Origin of the sequence: Microbacterium mcarthurae, assembly GCF_046064585.1 — a bacterium.
GTDB classification, from domain to species: domain Bacteria; phylum Actinomycetota; class Actinomycetes; order Actinomycetales; family Microbacteriaceae; genus Microbacterium; species Microbacterium mcarthurae.
The window spans coordinates 262889-281650 of sequence record NZ_JAROCE010000004.1; the positions used below are offsets into that span (position 1 = coordinate 262889).

Below are 18762 nucleotides of genomic sequence, written 5' to 3' on the forward strand. Positions count from 1 at the left end.
TCCGCGCGAATGTCGGACACCCCGCCTACCGTGGAGGAATGCCCCGCAGTACGTCCACGTCCGGCGGTCGCGCACCCGCGAAGGGACAGGCGCGATCGAAAGCGTCCGCGCCCGCGCCCAAGCGGTACGTCGACGAGCCCGAGAAGCCGCCGGTCGCCGTCCGCGCCTGGACCGGGCTGGCCCACGGGGTCGGGGGGATGTTCCGCGTCTTCGGTCCCGAGACCCTCGAGCGCGACCAGCGGCGTGACGGGTTCCCCTTCTTCCTCGTCGTCCTCGCCGTGCTGGGCGCGGTGGTCGAGTGGTTCTTCATCGGCACCGACGTCGCCGCCACCATCAGCGCCTACAGCTTCGGAGGCGCGATCGGTCGAGTGGCCTTCGTCTTCCCGGTGCTGCTCCTGCTCCTGGCGGGGTGGCTGTTCCGGCATCCGTCCTCCGTCCACGACAACGGGCGCATCGGCATCGGTTTCGCGCTCTTCGTCATCTCGATGGCCGGGTTCTGTCACGTCGCCGGGGGGCGGCCGGCGCCCAGCGAGGGCCTGCCGACGCTGAGCCTGTCCGGCGGGCTGGGGGGCTGGTTGATCGGTGAGCCGCTTGCTCTCGTCCTCACCGATGTCGGTGCGTACATCGCTCTGTCGGTGCTGACGATCCTTAGTGTCCTGATCCTCACGAAGACCCCGCCGAATCGCATCGGCCAGCGCCTGGGCGATCTCTACGCGTGGATGTTCGGTGCCGAGCGAGTCGAGAAAGACGCGACGACCGCGGTCCTCCCCGTCGACGCCGACGACGAGACGCCCGCCGAGAAGTCGTTGCCGTGGTGGCGGCGGAACAAGTCCGGACGCGAAGAGGACGCGGATGGCGACCTCGGATCCGACGATTTGACGACGCTGCTCACACCGGGGGCGCCTCAGGGCGGCTTCGAGTCGCCGGTCGTGTCTCCCGCGGCCCCCGCCGCTCCGCCCGCGCGCCCGCCGTTGCCGCCGGCGCCCGACGCCATGACCGAGGTCATCGACCCCTCCGCGCTGGCGGGGGTCACCACGGGACGCGGCCTGCAGGACGATTCCCCGAACGTCGACACCGACGATGATCTCCCGGGCATATCGGGGCTCGGAGGCGACAACGCCGGCGTCCCGCCGTCCGCCAACTACCGCCTGCCCTCGGTCACCGCCCTCGCCGCCGGGACGCCCCCGAAGGAGCGGTCCGCAGCCAACGACGCGGTCGTGCGCGCCATCGAGAGCGTCATGGAGCAGTTCAAGGTCGATGCGCGGGTCACGGGATTCTCCCGCGGCCCGACGGTGACCCAGTACGAGATCGAGGTCGGACCCGGGGTGAAGGTCGAGCGCATCACGGCGCTGACAAACAACATCGCGTACGCGGTCGCCTCCAACGAAGTGCGCATCCTCGCCCCGATCCCGGGGAAGAGCGCGATCGGCGTCGAGATCCCGAACACCGATCGGGAGATCGTCACGCTCGGCGACATCCTGCGGTCGGATGCCGCGGCATCCTCGACCCACCCCATGACGATCGGTGTGGGCAAAGACGTGGGCGGCGGGTTCGTCGTGGCGAACCTCGCGAAGATGCCCCACCTCCTGGTGGCCGGCTCCACCGGCTCCGGGAAGTCGAGCTTCGTCAACTCCATGATCACGAGCCTGCTCATGCGGGCGAAGCCGTCCGATGTGCGGATGGTGTTGATCGACCCCAAGCGCGTCGAGCTCACCTCGTATGCGGGCGTGCCGCACCTCATCACGCCCATCATCACGAATCCCAAGAAGGCCGCCGAGGCGTTGCAGTGGGTCGTGAAAGAGATGGACATGCGCTACGACGACCTCGCGTCGTTCGGCTTCCGTCACATCGACGATTTCAACAAGGCGGTCGTGGCCGGTGAGATCCAGCTGCCCGCCGGAAGCGAGAGGGTGCTCAAGCCCTACCCGTACCTGCTCGTGGTGGTCGATGAGCTCGCCGACCTCATGATGGTCGCCCCGCGCGACGTCGAGGACTCGATCGTGCGCATCACGCAGCTGGCTCGCGCGAGCGGCATCCACCTGGTGCTCGCGACCCAGCGTCCGTCCGTCGACGTGGTCACGGGCCTCATCAAGGCGAACGTGCCTTCTCGTCTCGCATTCGCCGTCACCAGCGTGACGGACTCGCGCGTCATCCTCGACCAGCCCGGTGCCGACCGGCTCATCGGCCAGGGAGACGGGCTTTTCCTCCCCATGGGTGCGTCCAAAGCGGTCCGTGTCCAGGGGGCGTGGGTCAGCGAACAGGAGATCGAGCGCGTCGTCGCCCACGTCACCCAGCAGGCGCGGCCCGAGTACCGGGCCGACGTCCAGGCGGCCGCCGAGAAGAAAGAGATCGACGCCGACATCGGTGACGACCTCGAGCTCCTGCTGGCCGCGGCCGAGCTCGTGGTCTCGACGCAGTTCGGTTCGACGTCGATGCTGCAGCGCAAACTCCGAGTCGGGTTCGCCAAGGCGGGGCGCCTCATGGACCTGCTCGAGTCGCGCGAGATCGTCGGTCCGTCCGAGGGTTCGAAGGCCCGCGACGTGCTCGTGACGAACGAACAGCTGCCCGCGGTGCTCGCCCGGTTGCGCGGCGAGGAGCCTCCCGCCGGCGCCGACGACGACCCGTACGGCGGGGATCCGGTCGAAGCGCAGTTCGATGGCATCCCGACCGTCGAGGACGATGAGGGATCGGAAGACGCCTGGCAGCTGACGGGGCGCGACTGATGGCCGTTCACCCGCAGCTGCCCAACGCCATCACCATCGTGCGCATTCTGTGCGCCCCGATCTTCCTCTGGATGCTGCTGGTCGACGGCGGTACCGGGGGAGGGCTCCGCTGGGCCGCGGCGATCCTGTTCATCGTGGCGATCGCCACGGACGGCGTCGACGGGTACATCGCACGGCGCTATGAGATCGTGAGCGACCTCGGCAAGCTTCTCGACCCGATCGCCGACAAGGCCCTGACCGGGGTGGCGTTCGTCGGCCTGTCGATCCTGGGCGAACTGCCGTGGTGGGTCACCGTCGTGGTGCTCATCCGCGAGATCGGTATCACCGTCTACCGCTTCATGGTCGTCAGCGACCACGTCCTCGCCGCCGCGTGGATGGGCAAACTCAAGACAGTGGCGCAAGCCGTCGCGCTTTCCATCGCGCTCCTCCCCTTCGCCTCGTTGTCGGATGCCGCGGTGTGGCAGTCCACCGTGTGGTGGGCGGGAACGGTGACCATGACGATCGCGGTCGTTCTCACGATCGCCTCGGGTATCGACTACGTGGTGTCCGAGGTGCGAGGCGCCCGGGCGAAGCGGAACCGCCGATGATCGACGGCGTCCCCGACGACCTCGACGAGACACTCGTGCGAGAACCCCGCGAGACGGCGGCCGTGCTGCTGGACCGCCTCGTCGAACTCGGCTGGACGGTGGCGGTCGCGGAGTCCCTCACCGGCGGAATGGTGGTCTCGTCTCTCGTCGACGTGGCGGGAGCCTCGCGTGCCGTCAGGGGCGGGATCGTGGCGTATGCCACCGACCTCAAGCGCAGCGTCCTCGGCGTTGACCCCGCTCTTCTGGAGGCCCACGGCGCGGTACACCCGCGCGTGGCGCGACAGATGGCACGAGGCGTCCGTGACGTCCTGGGCCGGGACGGAAGCCCGGCCGACGTCGGCATCGCCACGACCGGCGTCGCCGGTCCAGAGATGCAGGACGGGCAGCCGGTAGGAACGGTGCATATCGCCGTGTCAACGCCCCTCGGCACGCGGGTCGATTCGCTGGTGATTTCCGGCGACCGTGACCGGGTGCGGCGCGAGGCGACGCACATCGCCCTTCGGCGGGCTCTCGCCGCGCTCTGACGACTTCTCGATAGGCGGCGAGCGGGGGAACAAATCATGGCACAAGCCCGTTGTTGTCAGCGATTCCCATCCAGTGCCCAGCGCGCGGCATTAGGGTGACCGGAAAGGTGTTGTACCGTTGACCACCCGGGCAGCGGGGGAATCGGCAGTGAGGAGGGGTTCACATGATCCTGGTCCGTCAAGAGATCGGCGAGGTCCTGCGTGAGCTCCGCCAGCAGAAGGGGCGCACCCTTCGCCAGGTTGCCAGCCGCGCCAGTGTCGCTCTGGGGTACCTGAGCGAAGTCGAACGTGGCCAGAAGGAAGCGTCGAGCGAGATCCTCGCGTCAGTCGCCGAGGCCCTCGACGTCCCCATCTCGACCATCATGCGCGAGGTCGGCGATCGGCTCTCCGTGCTGGAAGGCCTGCAGACCTTCCCGGATGTGGTTCCCGATGACCTGGTGGCAGCGGTCGAGCCCGAGTTGTCGCTGCACTGACGTCGCGGGATGCGTCGTAGCGAATTCGATCGCGCGGTGGCCGACGAGTTCGGCCCGCGTGGGGGCTCTCTCCTGACCGATCTCGTCCTATCGTCCGTCGGGGGAAGGACGAGCGTCGACGCATTGGCCGCCGGCGTTGATCCGCGCGACGTGTGGCTCGCACTTTGCGAGGAGACCGACGTGCCGGCCGAGCGTCGCTACGGGGTCGGCCGGCTGGATCCTCGTCGTCGCTGAACCGTGATGCCGGTGGGGGTCGGTCGGCCAGGGAGCGTTGAAATCTCCCCAGGGCGAGGATTCGGTAGTCGAGGTCGATTCACCGGCGTGTCATCGAATCTTCGTTCGATTCGAGCGTAGGCTCCTTCACATCGGAGTTTCGGACGCTTTCGTCCACCGAAGGCGGGCATTCCTGCGCTGATGTCGGAGGCCCTCTCTAACGTGGACGACGTCGAACGACACTCTGAACGCCTTGTCGGGCATCCCCATCGTCGGTGGGGAGCGCGACAGCCTATAGGCGACGGAACGCGAGAAGAAAGAAGACGTCATGCCCTCACCCGCAGAGCGCGAGAAGGCCCTCGAGTCGGCCCTCGCCCAGATCGACCGGCAGTTCGGAAAGGGCTCGGTCATGCGACTGGGCAGTGACGAGCGCGCGCCGATCGAGACCATCTCCACCGGCTCCGTCGCCCTCGACGTGGCCCTCGGCATCGGCGGCCTTCCTCGTGGCCGCATCATCGAGATCTACGGGCCCGAGTCGTCGGGAAAGACCACGCTGACCCTGCACGCGATCGCGAACGCGCAGCGCGCCGGCGGCATCGCGGCGTTCATCGACGCCGAGCACGCGCTCGACCCCGAGTACGCCAAGAAGCTCGGCGTCGACATCGACGCGCTGCTGGTGTCGCAGCCCGATACGGGTGAGCAGGCGCTCGAGATCGCCGACATGCTGATCCGTTCCGGAGCCATCGATCTCGTCGTGATCGACTCGGTGGCCGCTCTCGTGCCCGAGGCCGAGATCAAGGGCGAGATGGGCGATTCGCACGTGGGTCTGCAGGCGCGACTGATGTCGCAGGCGTTGCGCAAGCTCACCGGTGGTCTGAACACCACGAAGACCACCGCCATCTTCATCAACCAGTTGCGAGAGAAGATCGGCGTGTTCTTCGGATCCCCCGAGACCACCGCGGGTGGAAAGGCGCTGAAGTTCTACGCGTCGGTCCGCCTCGACATCCGCCGCATCGAGACCCTGAAGGACGGCACCGAGGCGGTGGGTAACCGCACGCGCGTGAAGGTCGTCAAGAACAAGATGGCCCCGCCGTTCAAGCAGGCGGAGTTCGACATCCTCTACGGTGTCGGCATCTCGCGCGAAGGCAGCCTCATCGACTTCGGTGTCGAGCACGGCATCGTGAAGAAGTCGGGCGCGTGGTACACCTACGATGGCGAACAGCTGGGCCAGGGCAAAGAGAACGCACGTAACTTCCTCATCAAGAACCCCGACGTCGCGGCCGAGATCGAGTCGAAGATCAAGGGCAAGCTCGGCATCGGTGCCCCTGCCGCTTCGGCACCGACCACGGACGAGCTGGCCGCCCGACGTCCCGCCTGATGATCGACGAAACGCGCCGTCCGGGCCGTGACTCCGACGTGTCGGAGCGCGGCCTGGACGGCTCGGGTGGCGCGACTGTTCCGACCGCCGCAGGCGCGGTGACCGGCGACGACACCCTCGCGCCGGTGATTCCGTTGTTCGGTCCGCGCGTGCACCGCGAAGCGCCGTCGTCCGGCGCTTCGCTGGACGAGAAGGTGCCGCGATCTGCAGCGGATGCCGGTTCCTCGTGGGCCCGCCCGGGGGCGGCATTCGACGATGTGGCGGCGGCCGAATCGCCGGACGACGTTCGCGATCGTGCAGAGGCGCTCCTGCTCCGAAAGCTTCGCGGACGCTCTCTCTCGCTGGCCGAGGCTCGTACGGCGCTGAACAGCGTCGAGGGCATAGAGGCCTCCGTTGTCGACGAGGTCGTGGAGAAGTTCGTCGACCTCGGTTACCTCGACGACGAGGCATTCGCCGAGCAGCTCGCACTGTCGGCGACCGAGCGTCGCGGGCAGGGACGCAGGGCCGTCGCGCAGACCTTGCGCAAGCGGGGTATCCCTCGCGAGGTGGTCGACGCCGCCCTCGCCGAGCTCCCCGACGACGATGCCGAGCGTGCGCTCGAGTTCGCTCGGTCGAAGGCGCGCGGCGTCGGCGGGAAGGATTACGACGCCAGTCTCCGACGTCTCGCGGGGCAGTTGGCCCGACGCGGATACCCGTCATCGGTGTCTCTCGACGCCGCCCGACAGGCACTCTCCGAGGCGGGAATTCGGCGGACTCCGCCCTCGCGACCCACAGCGCCCTCGACCGTCCGCTTCACGCCCGACGACTGACGTGCGCCGCGCGGCCGCCGACCTCTTCGGCGTCCGCGGTCTGCCCCGTCACCTGCGCGGGCGGCGCTTAGAATGGCACGCATCATGACGACCCCCGTATCCACACCGACGCTCATCGCGCCCTCCGCAGCCGCCCTCACGGCCGACGGGCGGGCACGCACCTACGAGGTGCGGACGTTCGGGTGCCAGATGAACGTCCACGACTCGGAGCGCCTGTCGGGCTCGCTCGAGAGCGCCGGCTATGTCCGCGCAGAAGCGGGCACCGACGCCGATGTCGTCGTGATCAACACGTGCGCCGTTCGAGACAACGCCGCGGGCAAGCTCTACGGCACCCTCGGACACCTGAAGTCCCGCAAGGACGCACACGACGGCATGCAGATCGCCGTGGGCGGATGCCTCGCGCAGATGGACAAGGACGCGGTGCAGCAGAAGGCGCCGTGGGTCGACGTCGTCTTCGGGACCCACAACATGGGTTCGCTGCCGGGAATGCTCGAACGAGCCCGCCACAACGGCGAGGCCGAGCTCGAGATCCTCGAAGCGCTCGAGATCTTCCCCTCCACGCTGCCCACCAAACGCGACTCCGTGCACAGCGGGTGGGTGTCGATCTCGGTCGGATGCAACAACACCTGCACGTTCTGCATCGTGCCGAGCCTTCGCGGCAAGGAGAAGGACCGCCGACCCGGTGACATCCTGAACGAGATTCGGCTCCTCGTCGACGACGGTGCCATCGAGGTCACGCTGCTCGGGCAGAACGTCAATTCGTACGGCGTCGAGTTCGGCGACCGCCTTGCCTTCGGAAAGCTGCTCCGCGCCGCGGGCGAGATCGACGGGCTGGAACGCATCCGCTTCACGAGCCCGCATCCCGCCGCCTTCACCGACGATGTCATCGCCGCCATGGCCGAGACCCCCTCGGTGATGCCGCAGCTTCACATGCCGCTGCAGTCGGGGTCCGACCGTGTCCTGAAGGCGATGCGCCGCTCCTACCGTAGTGACCGCTTCCTCGGCATCCTCGAGCGCGTGCGTGACCGCATTCCTCACGCGGCCATCACCACGGACATCATCGTCGGGTTCCCCGGCGAGACCGATGCCGACTTCGAAGAGACGATGCGGGTCGTCGAAGCGTCCCGGTTCGCCAGCGCGTTCACGTTCCAGTACTCCATCCGCGAGGGCACGCCGGCCGCGACGATGGAGGACCAGGTCCCGAAGGCCGTGGTTCAAGAGCGCTACGAGCGTCTCACCGCGCTGCAGGAGCGCATCTCCCTCGAAGAGAACCAGAAGCAGGTCGGCCGGGCGCTGGACGTCCTCGTCTCGGCCGGGGAAGGCAAGAAGGATGCCGCGACCCGACGCCTCACGGGTCGGGCCGAAGACAACCGCCTCGTCCACTTCGAGGCACCGTCCGGGTCCGCCACTCCGCGCCCCGGCGATGTCGTCACGGTCGAAGTGACCCGCGCGGCGCCCTTCTATCTGCTGGCCGACGCTCCCGCCGACTCGCCGTTGCAGATCCGCCGGACCCGTGCCGGCGACGCGTGGGATCGGTCGCAGGCCGAATCCTGCGGTGTGCCCGCACCCGCGACGGACGTCGCAGGAAGCCGCGCCGTCTCCCTCGGTCTCCCGACGCTGCGCATCGGCGGGTGACCGGCGACGCCGCTGCCCCTCGCCGGCTCTGGGCGATCGTCGGGGCGACGGGGACGGGGAAGACCGGTCTTTCCCTGTCGCTGGCCGAGACCCTGCGTCACCGTGGCCGCGCGGTGGAGATCGTCAACGCGGATGCCATGCAGCTGTATCGCGGCATGGATATCGGCACCGCGAAGCTCCCGGTCTCGGAGCGTCGTGGCATCCCGCATCACCTGTTCGACGCTCTCGCCGTGACCGAGGAAGCGGCCGTCGCCTGGTACCAGCGTGCCGCCCGCGAAGCGATCATCGAGGCGCACGATCGCGGCGCCGATGCGATCCTCGTGGGCGGTTCCGGGCTGTACGTCTCGAGCGTGCTGTGGGACTTCCGCTTCCCGCCACGCGACGCCGCACTCCGCGCCGAGCTGGAGGCGGAGCTCGAGCGTCGGGGGCCCGGTGCGCTGTTCGAGCGGCTGCGTGCGGCCGACCCGCGGGCCGCGGAGCGGATCGACCCCCGCAACGGGCGCCGTGTCGTGCGGGCCCTGGAGGTGCTCGCCCAGGGCGAGAAGACCCACGGGGGCGTCCTTCCCGCGGCGCCCGAGCTGTGGCATCCGCGGACCTCGATCCTCGGCACCGCCCTCGAACGCGACGTCCTGGTTCCGCTGCTGGATGAGCGGGTCGAGCAGATGTGGGAGCGCGGGCTGGTCGACGAGGTCGCCACCTTGCGCGCCGAGGGCATCGAGCGCGGAGTCACGGCGGCGCGCGCGATCGGGTACGCGCAGGCACTGGCGCAACTGCGAGGCGAGATGACGCGGGCGGAAGCGGTCGCCGAAACCCAGGCTCTCACTCGGCGTTACGCGCGACGCCAAGTGTCGTGGTTCCGCCGGTACGACGGGGTGCGCTGGGTCGACGCGCGGACCGAGCGCGCCGACGCGCTCCTGGACGAGGGGGAGACATGAGCGTGCACATCCGTCCCTTCGACCTCCGGGACGAAGACACCGTCGTCGCGCTGTGGGAGTCCGCGGGCCTGACGCGGCCCTGGAACGACCCCCGCGCCGACATCCGCCGGAAGCTCACCGTGCAGCCCGAGCTGTTCCTCGTCGCGGTCGACGGCGACGACCTCGTCGGAACCGTCATGGCCGGGTACGACGGCCACCGCGGGTGGCTGTACTACCTCGCCTCGGCCGAGACGCACCGGGGGCGAGGCATCGGCCGCGCGCTCGTCGCCGAGGCCGAACGGCTGCTCGAGGCACTCGGCTGCCCGAAGGTGCAGTTGATGGTGCGGCCCGACAATGCCGCGGCGCGAGGGTTCTACGAGGCGCTGGGGTACGAACCGTTCGACACATGGGCCACGGGGCGGCGGCTGATCGTCGACGGTCCGGGTTGTGCGGTCGAGCCGCCGACGGGACGCTGACCGGCCAGGAGCCGTCCCTCACCCGCAGCGGGGGCGCCGCGCGTGCGTCGCGGCGGTCCCTAGACTGAATGCCATGGCGACTCTCGCGTTCACCAAGGGCCACGGCACGGGCAACGACTTCGTCGTGGTTTCGGATCCTGACGGCGAGCTCGACCTCTCCGGCGATCAGGTGGCGATCCTGTGCGATCGGCACTTCGGGATCGGCGCCGACGGCCTTCTCCGTGTCGTGCGTTCGGCGGCGATCCCCGAGGGGGCGGAGGCGGCCGCGTCGGGTGCGGAGTGGTTCATGGACTATCGAAACGCCGACGGCTCGAAGGCGGAGATGTGCGGCAACGGGACGCGGGTGTTCGCCCGCTACCTGACCGACACCGGGCTCGCCGACATCTCCCGCGGCCTGCGGATCGGTACGCGCGCGGGCGTCAAGACGCTCACGCGCAGCGAACGAGGCTTCGAAGTCGACCTGGGGGAGTACCGCATCGAGAACGGTGACGTGCTCGTGCGCGCGAAGGGTCTGCCCGTGCCGAGACCGGGCGTCGGGATCGATGTGGGGAATCCGCACGTCGTCGTCGCGCTGTCGTCGGACGCCGAGCTGGAAGACCTCGATCTCGCGTACCAGCCCGTGCTCGACCCGGTGCCGGCGCACGGCGCCAACGTCGAGTTCGTGGTCCCCGCCGATCCGCTCGTCCGCGACGGCGTCGGCGCCATCCGCATGCGCGTGTTCGAGCGCGGCGTCGGTGAGACGCTCAGCTGCGGCACGGGTGTGGCCGCCGCCGCTCTGGCGGTCCGGCACTGGGCGGGTTCGGCGGCTCCGGACGTGTGGGCGGTCGACACGACGGGCGGAACCCTCGGGGTGCGCATCGCCGACGGACGCGTTTACCTCTCGGGCCCGGCATCCCTCGTCTTCACGGGCGAGGTCGCTCTCGCGTGAAGCAGGCGCGGCGCGGTCGCGCGAGAGCGCGTGGGCACTCAGCCGTACATGACCCCGCGGGGCGTCGGCACCTGCGGGTGAACCCCCTGAGGTGAAAGCGGGGGTGCCCGCTCAGGCGATGACGTCGATCGGCTCGCTCGGTGGTGATCCGTGGCGACGGACGCGCAGGACCCGGTAACCCCGTCCGGTCGCGGCACGGTGGACGGAGAACCCCGTCGTGAAGGTGGCGGCCAGCCACCGTTGCAGAGAGTCCGAGCCGAGGTTGCGCTGCACGACGAACCAGCCGTCGGAGCGTTCGGCGAGCCGGGGGATCCAGTGTTCCAGCATCCCGTGCAGCTCGTTCTTTCCGACGCGGATGGGCGGGTTGGATCGGATGGTGCGGAACGAGATGCCGTCGGGAACATCCTCGGGTCGCACGGCGTTGACGTTATCGAGGCCCAGACGTTCCGCGTTCTGTCTCACCAGGTCGAGCGCCCGCTCGTTGACGTCGACCGCCCAGACGGTCGCGTGCGGCGCGTCCAGGGCCAGGCTCAACGTGATCGGACCCCACCCGCTTCCCAGGTCGAGGAAGTTCCCGCCGGCGGGCGGGGTCGGTGTGTTCGCCAGAAGAACCGATGTTCCGGCATCCAGGCGATCGGGGCTGAACACTCCGCCCGCGGTCACGACCTCGAGCTCGCGCCCGGCAAGCGTGACTCGGAGGCGGCGGAACTGTTCGGGACTCGATGGCGACGCGCTGAAATAGTGCTCGCTCCCCATGCCGGAAGCGTAGCGGACCGGAGCCCCCGGCGTGGGGGCGACTAAAGTGCGAGCATGCCGCGGCATCGCTCGCGGACGAAAGGAACACATGACCGAACAGACCACACCCTCAAGCACGGACACGTCGCCGGTGGACCCGGTCGACCGCGTGCTCTCGCGCACCGAGGCGCATCGAGGGGTCCGGGTCTTCGGTGCGGCGCAAGCCCTGCAGGATGCCACCACCGCCTCCGGGGGATCCACGGACGGCGATCAGTGGGACCGCGAGGAGCGAGCGGCTCTGCGCCGCGTCCCGGGACTGTCCACCGAGCTGGAGGACGTCACCGAGGTCGAGTACCGACAGTTGCGGCTCGAGAACGTCGTGCTCGTCGGTGTTCACCCCCAGGGGGAGCAGGCGGATGCCGAGAACTCGCTCCGCGAACTCGCGGCCCTCGCAGAGACGGCGGGTGCCGTCGTGCTCGACGGTGTGCTGCAGCGTCGGCCGCACCCCGACCCCGCGACCTACGTCGGACGCGGCAAGGCCGAAGAGCTCCGCGACATCGTCGCGGCGGTCGGCGCCGACACCGTGATCGCCGACACCGAGCTGGCGCCGAGCCAGCGGCGAGCGTTGGAAGACGTCGTCAAGGTGAAGGTGATCGACCGCACGACGGTGATCCTCGACATCTTCAGCCAGCACGCCAAGAGCCGCGAGGGCAAGGCGCAGGTCGAGCTCGCGCAGCTCGAGTACCTGCTGCCGCGCCTCCGCGGGTGGGGTGACTCGATGTCACGTCAGGCCGGTGGACAGGTCGGTGCGGGCGGTGCGGGCATGGGCTCTCGCGGTCCGGGTGAGACCAAGATCGAACTCGACCGTCGTCGCATCCGTACGCGCATGGCCCAGCTGCGCAAGCAGCTGAGGGACTTCGCGCCCGCGCGTGAAGCCAAGCGAGCCGAGCGCAAGCGCCACACGATCCCGTCCGTCGCTATCGCGGGGTACACCAACGCCGGCAAGTCGAGTCTGCTCAATCGCCTGACCAGCGCCGGCGTCCTCGTCGAGAACGCGCTGTTCGCGACCCTGGATGCCACCGTCCGCCGCTCCGAGACGTCGGACGGCCGCGTCTACACGCTGACCGACACCGTGGGCTTCGTGCGCAATCTGCCGCACCAGCTCGTGGAGGCGTTCCGTTCCACGCTCGAGGAGGTCGGTGACGCCGACGTCATCCTCCATGTCGTGGACGCGTCGCATCCCGATCCGGCAGCGCAGCTGTCGACGGTGCGCGACGTGATGGGCGACGTGGATGCCGACTTCGGTCACGAGATCGTCGTCTTTAACAAAGCGGACCTGCTCGGCCCCGACGACCGTCTCGTGCTGCGCGGTCTCGCGCCGTCGGCGCTGTTCGTCTCGTCGCGCACCGGAGAGGGCATCTCCGAGCTGCGTGCGGCGATCGAGGAGGCGCTCCCACTGCCAGCGGTTGAGGTGCAGGCCGTCGTGCCGTACGACCGCGGTGACCTCGTGTCGGCGGTGCACGAGACCGGCCTGATCGTTGCGCAGGAGCACCGCGAGCACGGAACGTTCCTGCACGCCCACGTCGGTGCGCGCCTCGCCGCCGAGCTCGCGCCCTTCGCGGCCTGACCGTGCTCGACGACGCCCCGCCGACCGGCGGGGCGTCGTCGTCTGGCGGCGTTCAGTCGAGCGAGAGCGGCGGGATCCCGGGTGCGTCGAACCCGAACACCGCACCCAGGAAGCCCAGCTCCCGCCGCAGCGAGTCGACGACCGTCTCGGCGCGACGGAACCCGTGCCCTTCGCCCTCGTACAGCACGTAGGCGTGCGGCACGCGGTGGGCCGCGAGCGCGTCGCGGATCGCCTCCGCCTGGGAGGGCGGGACGACATGGTCTTCTGCGCCCTGCAAGATCAGCAGCGGAACGCGGAAGCGCTCGGGATGCGAGAGGGGCGAGCGCGCGACGTAGACGTCCTCGGCGTCGGGGAGCGGGCCGATCAGACCGTCGAGGTAACGCGCCTCGAAGTCGTGCGTGTCTTCAGCGAGTGCGCGGGCGTCGCCGACGCCGTACCGTGAGATGCCAGCGGCGAAGACGTCGGTGCGGGTGACGGCGGCAAGCACCGTCCAGCCGCCCGCTGAACCTCCCGCGATCGCGATCCGGTCGGGGTCGGCGAGGCCCGCGGCGGCGAGAGCGGATGCCGCGGCCGCGACGTCGTCGACGTCGACCACGCCCCACTGGCCGAGAAGCCGTTCGCGGTAGGCGCGCCCGTAGCCGGTCGACCCGCCGTAGTTGACGTCGAGCACTCCGATACCGCGGCTCGTGAAGAACGCCGTCTTCGCCGACGGCGCGGGCCCGACATGCGAGGTGGGCCCCCCGTGCACCAGGACGACGTACGGTGGCTGCTCACCCTCGGGGGCCACGACGTCGGGGTTCGTGGGCGGGTAGGCGAAAGCGTGGACCGGGCCGTGCGGACCGTTCGCGGTGACCGCGCGAGCCGTCGGCATCCATTCGGCTCCGGGATGGTCGCCACCCGTGACGAGTTCGACATCGCGGGTGTCGAGGTTGACCGCCCACAGTCCCGATCGTCCCGACGCGTCCGTGCCCGACACGAGGGCGCGAGATCCGCGGATGTCCTCGATCGACGCCCCCGCGACGACCGGAACGTCGAGGGGACGCACGCCGCTCGGGGCGATCTCGATGATCTCGTCGCCGCCGTTCGTGCGCACGGCCACGATGCGACCGTCCTCGGTCGCGCCGAACCAGCGCGTCCCCAGGACCCAGATCGGCCCCCCGGTGTCCGCGTCCGCCGGCGCGACCGCCTGCGCATCGTCGCCGACCCGCTCGCGGAAGAGATTCCATCGTCCGTCGGGGTCATCGGCGAAAAGGATCTCGTCGTCGGCCATCCAGACCGGTTGCAGTGGTGCGCGGCGGGACCCACCGGCGATCTCGCGGACCGTGCCCGTCGTCAGCTCGCGGACGCGAACGGACGACGCGTCCCACGGCATGTCGGGGTGATCCCAGGCGGTCCACGCCAATCGACGCCCGTCGGGGGAGAGAGCGGGATGCACGAGGAAGTCGCTCCCGTCGGCGAGCGTGTCCGAACCGGAGCCGTCTGTCGCGATACGCACGATCGAGCGTGCGGGCACCTGCTGTGCCCCGTGGACCTCTCGCACGGCGAGGAGAGCGCCGTGCTGCCACGACAGGCCGCCATGACGCACGTCGTCCGCGGCCAGGGTGAGGGGCCGGGCCTCGCCGCCGGGGACGAGCGCGTACACGCGCTGATCGGTCTTCTCGACGTAGAACAGCTCACCGTCGTCCGACGTCGTCCAGGCGCCACCGCCGTACTCGTGCACGGTCGAGCGGGCGTTCGCGGGCGCCGGCAGCAACATCTCGACGGTGCCGTCTCGACGTCGACGCCGGACCGCCACGCGGCCGCCCTCGCTCGGGACCGACTCACCCCACCAGACCTCGTCGCCGACGATGCGTGCCCCATCGATCCGCGGCGATGCCGCGGCGAGGCGCTCGGGGGAGAGAGGCGACGGCCAGGAACCGTATGCGAGGGTGTCTGCCATGTCCCCAGCCTAGGGAGGGGTGGGGACACCCCGGATGCCGAGGCGGGACGCGCGCGGCGAGCACCCATCGAGGCTCGCCGATCTCGGAGAATCGTCAGACGGTGCGGAGAACCGCCACCACTCGACCGAGGACGACGGCTTCGTCGCCCAGGATCGGTTCGAAGGCCGTGTTGCGCGGGAGCAGCCACGTGTGGCCGTCACGGCGGCGGAACGTCTTCACCGTCGCCTCACCGTCGAGCATCGCCGCGACGATCTCGCCGTTCTCGGCGCTGGACTGCGCTCGGACGACGACCCAGTCGCCATCGCAGATGGCCGCGTCGATCATCGAATCGCCGACGACCTTGAGCATGAACAGTTCGCCCTTGCCGACGAGCTGACGGGGAAGCGGGAAGATCTCCTCGACCTGTTGGTCAGCGGTGATCGGGACGCCCGCGGCGATGCGGCCGACCAGCGGGACGAGCGCGGCGTCGCCCACGGCGGGCGCGGTCTCGGCGGGATTCTCGGCGGCGGTGCCGGGCAAGTCGATGAGGACTTCCATCGCCCGGGTCTTCCCGGGATCGCGCCGCAGATACCCGCTGAGCTCGAGCTGGTTCAGCTGGTGCGTGACGCTGGAGAGCGACTTCAGCCCGACGGCGTCGCCGATCTCGCGCATGCTCGGCGGGTATCCGTGCCGAGCGATCGAGCGCTGGATCACTTCGAGGATCGCCAACTGCTTGTCGCTGAGGCTCTTCCGCCGCCGGGTCTGCGGCCGTTCACGGCCGCCCGCGGTCGTCGCGTCGGTCATCTGTGCTCCCCTCGCGCCGCGCGATCGATGCGGCGGAAATTCGAATGTCGGAGGTCCGTGATGGGGTCTCCTCGTCGAAACCGTATCCGGTGAACGGGTCGAACGGGACGGAGCCTCCCGCGTGTCGCGTTCGATTGTCCTCCGAGTGACCCGGTGTTGACACCCCGCCAGTATCGAAGATAGATTCGGAATACAGATTCGCACTCCCGCCCTCCCGGCCGAGGGTGGGGTGCGAATCTCTCCCTACTGAGGAGCACACCATGAGCAGCATCGCCATCGCCCCCACGACCCGTCTGCGTCTCACGACGCGTGGACGCCGCGTGTTCGCCTTCCTCGCCGCCCTCCCGATCGTGGTCGTGCTGTCGATCGCCGTCGTCGGCGGGGGCGCTGCGCTGGCGTCGAGCGACAACGGCGCCGCGTCGGGTGCCTTCACCGAGATCACCGTCATGAGCGGGGAGACGCTGTGGTCGATTGCGGAAGACGTCGCCCCCGGGTCCGACCCGCGCGACGTCGTCGCCGAGATCACCCGGCTGAATGCTCTGGAGAACGGCTCGGTCGCGGCCGGGCAGCGCATTGCACTCCCCGCGGCCTACGCCTCCGGCCGGTGAATCCGCGGGTCATCGCCGCCTACGATGGGTGAGGTGACCGTACGCCTCGACGATTTGCCTCTTCGCGACGATCTGCGGGGGATGACCCCGTATGGAGCCCCGCAAGCCGCGCTCCCCGTCGCGCTGAACGTGAACGAGAACACGCATCCCGTTCCGTCGGAGGTCGCCGACGACATCCTGGATGCGATCGCCCGGGCCCTGCGCGATGTCAATCGCTACCCCGATCGTGAATTCACCGGTCTCCGCGAGGCTTTCGCCGAGTATCTGGGCCACGGTCTCGTCCGCGAGCAGATCTGGGCGGCGAACGGATCGAACGAGGTCTTGCAGCACCTGCTTCAGGCCTTCGGCGGCCCCGGGCGTCGGGCCATGGGGTTCGCGCCGACGTACTCGATGTATCCGATCCTCACGCGCGCCACGGGTGCGGAATGGATCGCGGGGGAGCGGGAGCACGACTTCGGACTGAGCCCCGCGTTCGCGGCCGAGCAGGTATCCCGCGAGAACCCCGACATCGTGTTCCTGTGTGCGCCCAACAACCCCACGGGAACCCCTCTCGGCCTCGATGTCATCGAGGCCGTCTACGCGGTGACCGACGGCATCGTCATCGTGGATGAGGCGTACCAGGAGTTCGCCCCGCACGACGAGCCGTCGGCGGTGACCCTTCTTCCGGGCCGCCCGCGCCTCGTGGTTTCGCGCACGATGAGCAAGGCCTTCGCCTTCGCCGGTGCCCGCGTCGGCTATCTCGCCGCCGATCCCGCGGTCATCGATGCGCTCCGTCTCGTGCGTCTCCCGTACCACCTGAGCACCCTCACCCAGGCGGCCGCAACGGCGGCGCTCGGGCACGCCGACACGATGCTGTCGATGGTGGACGAGATCGTCGCCCAGCGCGACCGCATCTCGGCCACGGTGGCAGCCCTCGGGTACACGGCTCACGAGTCGTGGACGAACTTCGTGCTGTTCGGGGGAGTCGACGACCCCGCGGCCACATGGAAGGCGCTCTACGACCGCGGGGTCTTGATCCGCGACGTCGGGATCGCCCACCACCTCCGCGTCACGGCGGGGACGGCCGACGAGACGACGGCGTTCCTCGACGCCCTCGCGTCGGTAGGATCGCGAGCATGACCGGCCCCGCCACGCCCCGCACCGCCTCGATCCTTCGCGAGACGAGCGAGTCGCGCGTCGAGCTCAGTCTCGACCTCGACGGCACCGGCGCGAGCGAGATCTCGACGAGCGTGCCGTTCTTCGACCACATGCTGACGGCGTTCGCGAAGCACTCCCTCACCGATCTGCGCGTGACCTCCGTCGGCGACACGCACATCGACGCGCACCACACGGTGGAGGACACCTCGATCGTGCTCGGACAAGCGATCCGGCAGGCGCTCGGCGACAAGTCCGGTATCGCGCGGTACGGCGACGCGCTCGTCCCGCTGGACGAAGCGCTCGCCCAGGCCGTTGTCGACATCAGCGGCCGACCGTATCTCGTTCACACGGGCGAGCCCGCCGGTTTCGAGCATCACCTGATCGGCGGGCACTTCACCGGCTCGCTTGTGCGCCACTCGTTCGAGGCGATCTCCATCCACGCCGGGCTGACGGTGCACGTGCGCGTCCTCGGCGGTCGCGACCCGCACCACATCGCCGAGGCCGAGTACAAGGCTCTCGCCCGCGCATTCCGCCAGGCGAAGGCGCTCGACCCGTTCGTCGACGGCATCCCGAGCACGAAGGGCGCGCTGTGAGCAAGCCCCTCGTCGCCGTGCTGGACTACGGCTCGGGCAATGTCCACTCCGCGGTCAACTCTCTGAGCGAGGCGGGTGCGGATGCGCGTCTCACCTCCGACCGATCGCTGCTGCTCGACGCCGACGGTCTCCTGGTCCCCGGTGTGGGCGCCTTCAGCGCCGTGATGAGCGCGCTGAACGCCAGTCGTGGCGGAGAGATCATCGACCGTCGTCTCGCAGGTGGCCGTCCCGTGCTGGGCATCTGCGTGGGCATGCAGGTGCTGTTCGGGCGGGGCGTCGAGCGCGGCGCCGACACCGAGGGACTCGGGGAGTGGCCGGGAACGGTGTCGGAACTCGCCGCTCCCGTTCTGCCCCACATGGGCTGGAACACTGTCTCGCCCGGGGACGGGTCGCGCCTGTTCGACGGCATCCGCGACGAGCGGTTCTACTTCGTGCACTCGTACGCGGCCCAGGAGTGGGAACTCGAGGTCACGCCGCCCTTCCCGGAACCCGTGCTGACGTGGTGCACGTACGGTGCGCCGTTCCTCGCGGCCGTCGAGAACGGTCCGCTCGCGGCGACCCAGTTCCACCCCGAGAAGTCGGGGGAGGCCGGCATCCGGCTTCTCGCGAATTGGATCGACGGCCTGCGCACGACTACTGTGTGACCTCGTGCCCGGGGCCGGCGAGACGCGTCGGTGGG

At 69.5% G+C, this 18762-nt stretch carries 19 protein-coding genes; 16 read left to right on the plus strand and 3 right to left on the minus strand.

Annotated elements, in window-relative coordinates:
* Window positions 1–38 precede the first annotated feature (38 nt).
* The 11 genes from P5G46_RS13635 (at window position 39) to dapF (ending at window position 10660) form a co-directional block, all read left to right on the plus strand.
* Complete coding sequence (locus tag P5G46_RS13635; protein ID WP_239276629.1) at window positions 39–2723, plus strand: FtsK/SpoIIIE family DNA translocase; 2685 nt, start codon at window positions 39–41, stop codon at window positions 2721–2723.
* Window positions 2723–3310 (plus strand): CDP-diacylglycerol--glycerol-3-phosphate 3-phosphatidyltransferase, encoded by a 588-nt coding sequence (gene pgsA / locus P5G46_RS13640; RefSeq protein ID WP_239276628.1) that lies wholly within the window; start codon window positions 2723–2725, stop codon window positions 3308–3310. Before P5G46_RS13635 ends, pgsA begins: the two co-directional genes overlap by 1 nt.
* Window positions 3307–3834, plus strand: coding sequence for a CinA family protein (locus tag P5G46_RS13645; RefSeq protein WP_239276626.1), 528 nt, complete (start codon window positions 3307–3309; stop codon window positions 3832–3834). Before pgsA ends, P5G46_RS13645 begins: the two co-directional genes overlap by 4 nt.
* A gap of 164 nt (window positions 3835–3998) precedes the next feature.
* Window positions 3999–4307 (plus strand): helix-turn-helix domain-containing protein, encoded by a 309-nt coding sequence (locus P5G46_RS13650; protein ID WP_138174360.1) that lies wholly within the window; start codon window positions 3999–4001, stop codon window positions 4305–4307.
* Between the two features lie 9 nt (window positions 4308–4316).
* Window positions 4317–4541, plus strand: coding sequence for a DUF3046 domain-containing protein (locus tag P5G46_RS13655; protein WP_239276624.1), 225 nt, complete (start codon window positions 4317–4319; stop codon window positions 4539–4541).
* 307 nt (window positions 4542–4848) lie between these two features.
* Window positions 4849–5898, plus strand: a complete 1050-nt coding sequence (gene recA / locus P5G46_RS13660) for a recombinase RecA (RefSeq protein ID WP_239276623.1) — start codon at window positions 4849–4851, stop codon at window positions 5896–5898.
* Window positions 5898–6707: a regulatory protein RecX gene (locus tag P5G46_RS13665; protein WP_239276622.1), complete on the plus strand. Its 810-nt coding sequence runs from the start codon at window positions 5898–5900 to the stop codon at window positions 6705–6707. Before recA ends, P5G46_RS13665 begins: the two co-directional genes overlap by 1 nt.
* A gap of 84 nt (window positions 6708–6791) precedes the next feature.
* Window positions 6792–8342, plus strand: coding sequence for a tRNA (N6-isopentenyl adenosine(37)-C2)-methylthiotransferase MiaB (gene miaB / locus P5G46_RS13670; RefSeq protein ID WP_239276620.1), 1551 nt, complete (start codon window positions 6792–6794; stop codon window positions 8340–8342).
* On the plus strand, window positions 8339–9277 hold the full coding sequence (gene miaA / locus P5G46_RS13675; RefSeq protein WP_239276619.1) for a tRNA (adenosine(37)-N6)-dimethylallyltransferase MiaA: 939 nt from the start codon (window positions 8339–8341) through the stop codon (window positions 9275–9277). Before miaB ends, miaA begins: the two co-directional genes overlap by 4 nt.
* Window positions 9274–9732 carry a GNAT family acetyltransferase gene (locus P5G46_RS13680; protein WP_239276618.1) on the plus strand — a complete coding sequence of 153 codons (459 nt, stop codon included), beginning with the start codon at window positions 9274–9276 and terminating at the stop codon, window positions 9730–9732. Before miaA ends, P5G46_RS13680 begins: the two co-directional genes overlap by 4 nt.
* A gap of 73 nt (window positions 9733–9805) precedes the next feature.
* Entirely contained in the window at window positions 9806–10660 is an 855-nt protein-coding gene (dapF, locus tag P5G46_RS13685; RefSeq protein WP_239276616.1) for a diaminopimelate epimerase, read from the plus strand.
* A 111-nt stretch (window positions 10661–10771) separates the two neighbouring features.
* Here the strand turns inward: dapF and P5G46_RS13690 are convergent, their stop codons facing one another.
* Window positions 10772–11416 (minus strand): class I SAM-dependent methyltransferase, encoded by a 645-nt coding sequence (locus tag P5G46_RS13690; RefSeq protein ID WP_239276615.1) that lies wholly within the window; start codon window positions 11414–11416, stop codon window positions 10772–10774.
* A gap of 277 nt (window positions 11417–11693) precedes the next feature.
* Here P5G46_RS13690 and hflX point away from each other — a divergent pair, with 277 nt between their 5' ends.
* On the plus strand, window positions 11694–13022 hold the full coding sequence (gene hflX / locus P5G46_RS13695) for a GTPase HflX (protein ID WP_374204600.1): 1329 nt from the start codon (window positions 11694–11696) through the stop codon (window positions 13020–13022).
* A gap of 52 nt (window positions 13023–13074) precedes the next feature.
* Here the strand turns inward: hflX and P5G46_RS13700 are convergent, their stop codons facing one another.
* Both P5G46_RS13700 and lexA read right to left on the minus strand, forming a co-directional pair.
* Window positions 13075–14961: a S9 family peptidase gene (locus P5G46_RS13700; RefSeq protein WP_239276612.1), complete on the minus strand. Its 1887-nt coding sequence runs from the start codon at window positions 14959–14961 to the stop codon at window positions 13075–13077.
* 94 nt (window positions 14962–15055) lie between these two features.
* On the minus strand, window positions 15056–15745 hold the full coding sequence (gene lexA, locus P5G46_RS13705) for a transcriptional repressor LexA (RefSeq protein ID WP_239276611.1): 690 nt from the start codon (window positions 15743–15745) through the stop codon (window positions 15056–15058).
* A gap of 260 nt (window positions 15746–16005) precedes the next feature.
* Here lexA and P5G46_RS13710 point away from each other — a divergent pair, with 260 nt between their 5' ends.
* Genes P5G46_RS13710 through hisH form a run of 4 tightly spaced genes read left to right on the plus strand, consistent with a single transcriptional unit; the run spans window position 16006 to window position 18727 of the window.
* Window positions 16006–16353 (plus strand): LysM peptidoglycan-binding domain-containing protein, encoded by a 348-nt coding sequence (locus tag P5G46_RS13710; RefSeq protein WP_239276610.1) that lies wholly within the window; start codon window positions 16006–16008, stop codon window positions 16351–16353.
* A 24-nt stretch (window positions 16354–16377) separates the two neighbouring features.
* Window positions 16378–17472 carry a histidinol-phosphate transaminase gene (locus tag P5G46_RS13715; RefSeq protein WP_239276608.1) on the plus strand — a complete coding sequence of 365 codons (1095 nt, stop codon included), beginning with the start codon at window positions 16378–16380 and terminating at the stop codon, window positions 17470–17472.
* The gene (gene hisB / locus P5G46_RS13720) at window positions 17469–18083 is read left to right on the plus strand and encodes an imidazoleglycerol-phosphate dehydratase HisB (RefSeq protein WP_239276607.1); all 615 of its coding nucleotides are present in this window, start codon (window positions 17469–17471) and stop codon (window positions 18081–18083) included. The genes P5G46_RS13715 and hisB overlap by 4 nt, the downstream gene beginning before the upstream one ends.
* Complete coding sequence (gene hisH, locus P5G46_RS13725) at window positions 18080–18727, plus strand: imidazole glycerol phosphate synthase subunit HisH (protein ID WP_239276606.1); 648 nt, start codon at window positions 18080–18082, stop codon at window positions 18725–18727. The genes hisB and hisH overlap by 4 nt, the downstream gene beginning before the upstream one ends.
* Window positions 18728–18762: the final 35 nt, after the last annotated feature.

Bases quoted from the DNA above. Each gene is read 5' to 3' on its own strand.
- P5G46_RS13635 (WP_239276629.1), top strand. From the start codon at position 39: ATGCCCCGCAGTACGTCCACGTCCGGCGGTCGCGCACCCGCGAAGGGA.
- pgsA (WP_239276628.1), top strand. From the start codon at position 2,723: ATGGCCGTTCACCCGCAGCTGCCCAACGCCATCACCATCGTGCGCATT.
- P5G46_RS13645 (WP_239276626.1), top strand. From the start codon at position 3,307: ATGATCGACGGCGTCCCCGACGACCTCGACGAGACACTCGTGCGAGAA.
- P5G46_RS13650 (WP_138174360.1), top strand. From the start codon at position 3,999: ATGATCCTGGTCCGTCAAGAGATCGGCGAGGTCCTGCGTGAGCTCCGC.
- P5G46_RS13655 (WP_239276624.1), top strand. From the start codon at position 4,317: ATGCGTCGTAGCGAATTCGATCGCGCGGTGGCCGACGAGTTCGGCCCG.
- recA (WP_239276623.1), top strand. From the start codon at position 4,849: ATGCCCTCACCCGCAGAGCGCGAGAAGGCCCTCGAGTCGGCCCTCGCC.
- P5G46_RS13665 (WP_239276622.1), top strand. From the start codon at position 5,898: ATGATCGACGAAACGCGCCGTCCGGGCCGTGACTCCGACGTGTCGGAG.
- miaB (WP_239276620.1), top strand. From the start codon at position 6,792: ATGACGACCCCCGTATCCACACCGACGCTCATCGCGCCCTCCGCAGCC.
- P5G46_RS13680 (WP_239276618.1), top strand. From the start codon at position 9,274: ATGAGCGTGCACATCCGTCCCTTCGACCTCCGGGACGAAGACACCGTC.
- dapF (WP_239276616.1), top strand. From the start codon at position 9,806: ATGGCGACTCTCGCGTTCACCAAGGGCCACGGCACGGGCAACGACTTC.
- P5G46_RS13690 (WP_239276615.1), bottom strand. From the start codon at position 11,416: ATGGGGAGCGAGCACTATTTCAGCGCGTCGCCATCGAGTCCCGAACAG.
- P5G46_RS13700 (WP_239276612.1), bottom strand. From the start codon at position 14,961: ATGGCAGACACCCTCGCATACGGTTCCTGGCCGTCGCCTCTCTCCCCC.
- lexA (WP_239276611.1), bottom strand. From the start codon at position 15,745: ATGACCGACGCGACGACCGCGGGCGGCCGTGAACGGCCGCAGACCCGG.
- P5G46_RS13710 (WP_239276610.1), top strand. From the start codon at position 16,006: ATGAGCAGCATCGCCATCGCCCCCACGACCCGTCTGCGTCTCACGACG.
- P5G46_RS13715 (WP_239276608.1), top strand. From the start codon at position 16,378: ATGGGTGAGGTGACCGTACGCCTCGACGATTTGCCTCTTCGCGACGAT.
- hisB (WP_239276607.1), top strand. From the start codon at position 17,469: ATGACCGGCCCCGCCACGCCCCGCACCGCCTCGATCCTTCGCGAGACG.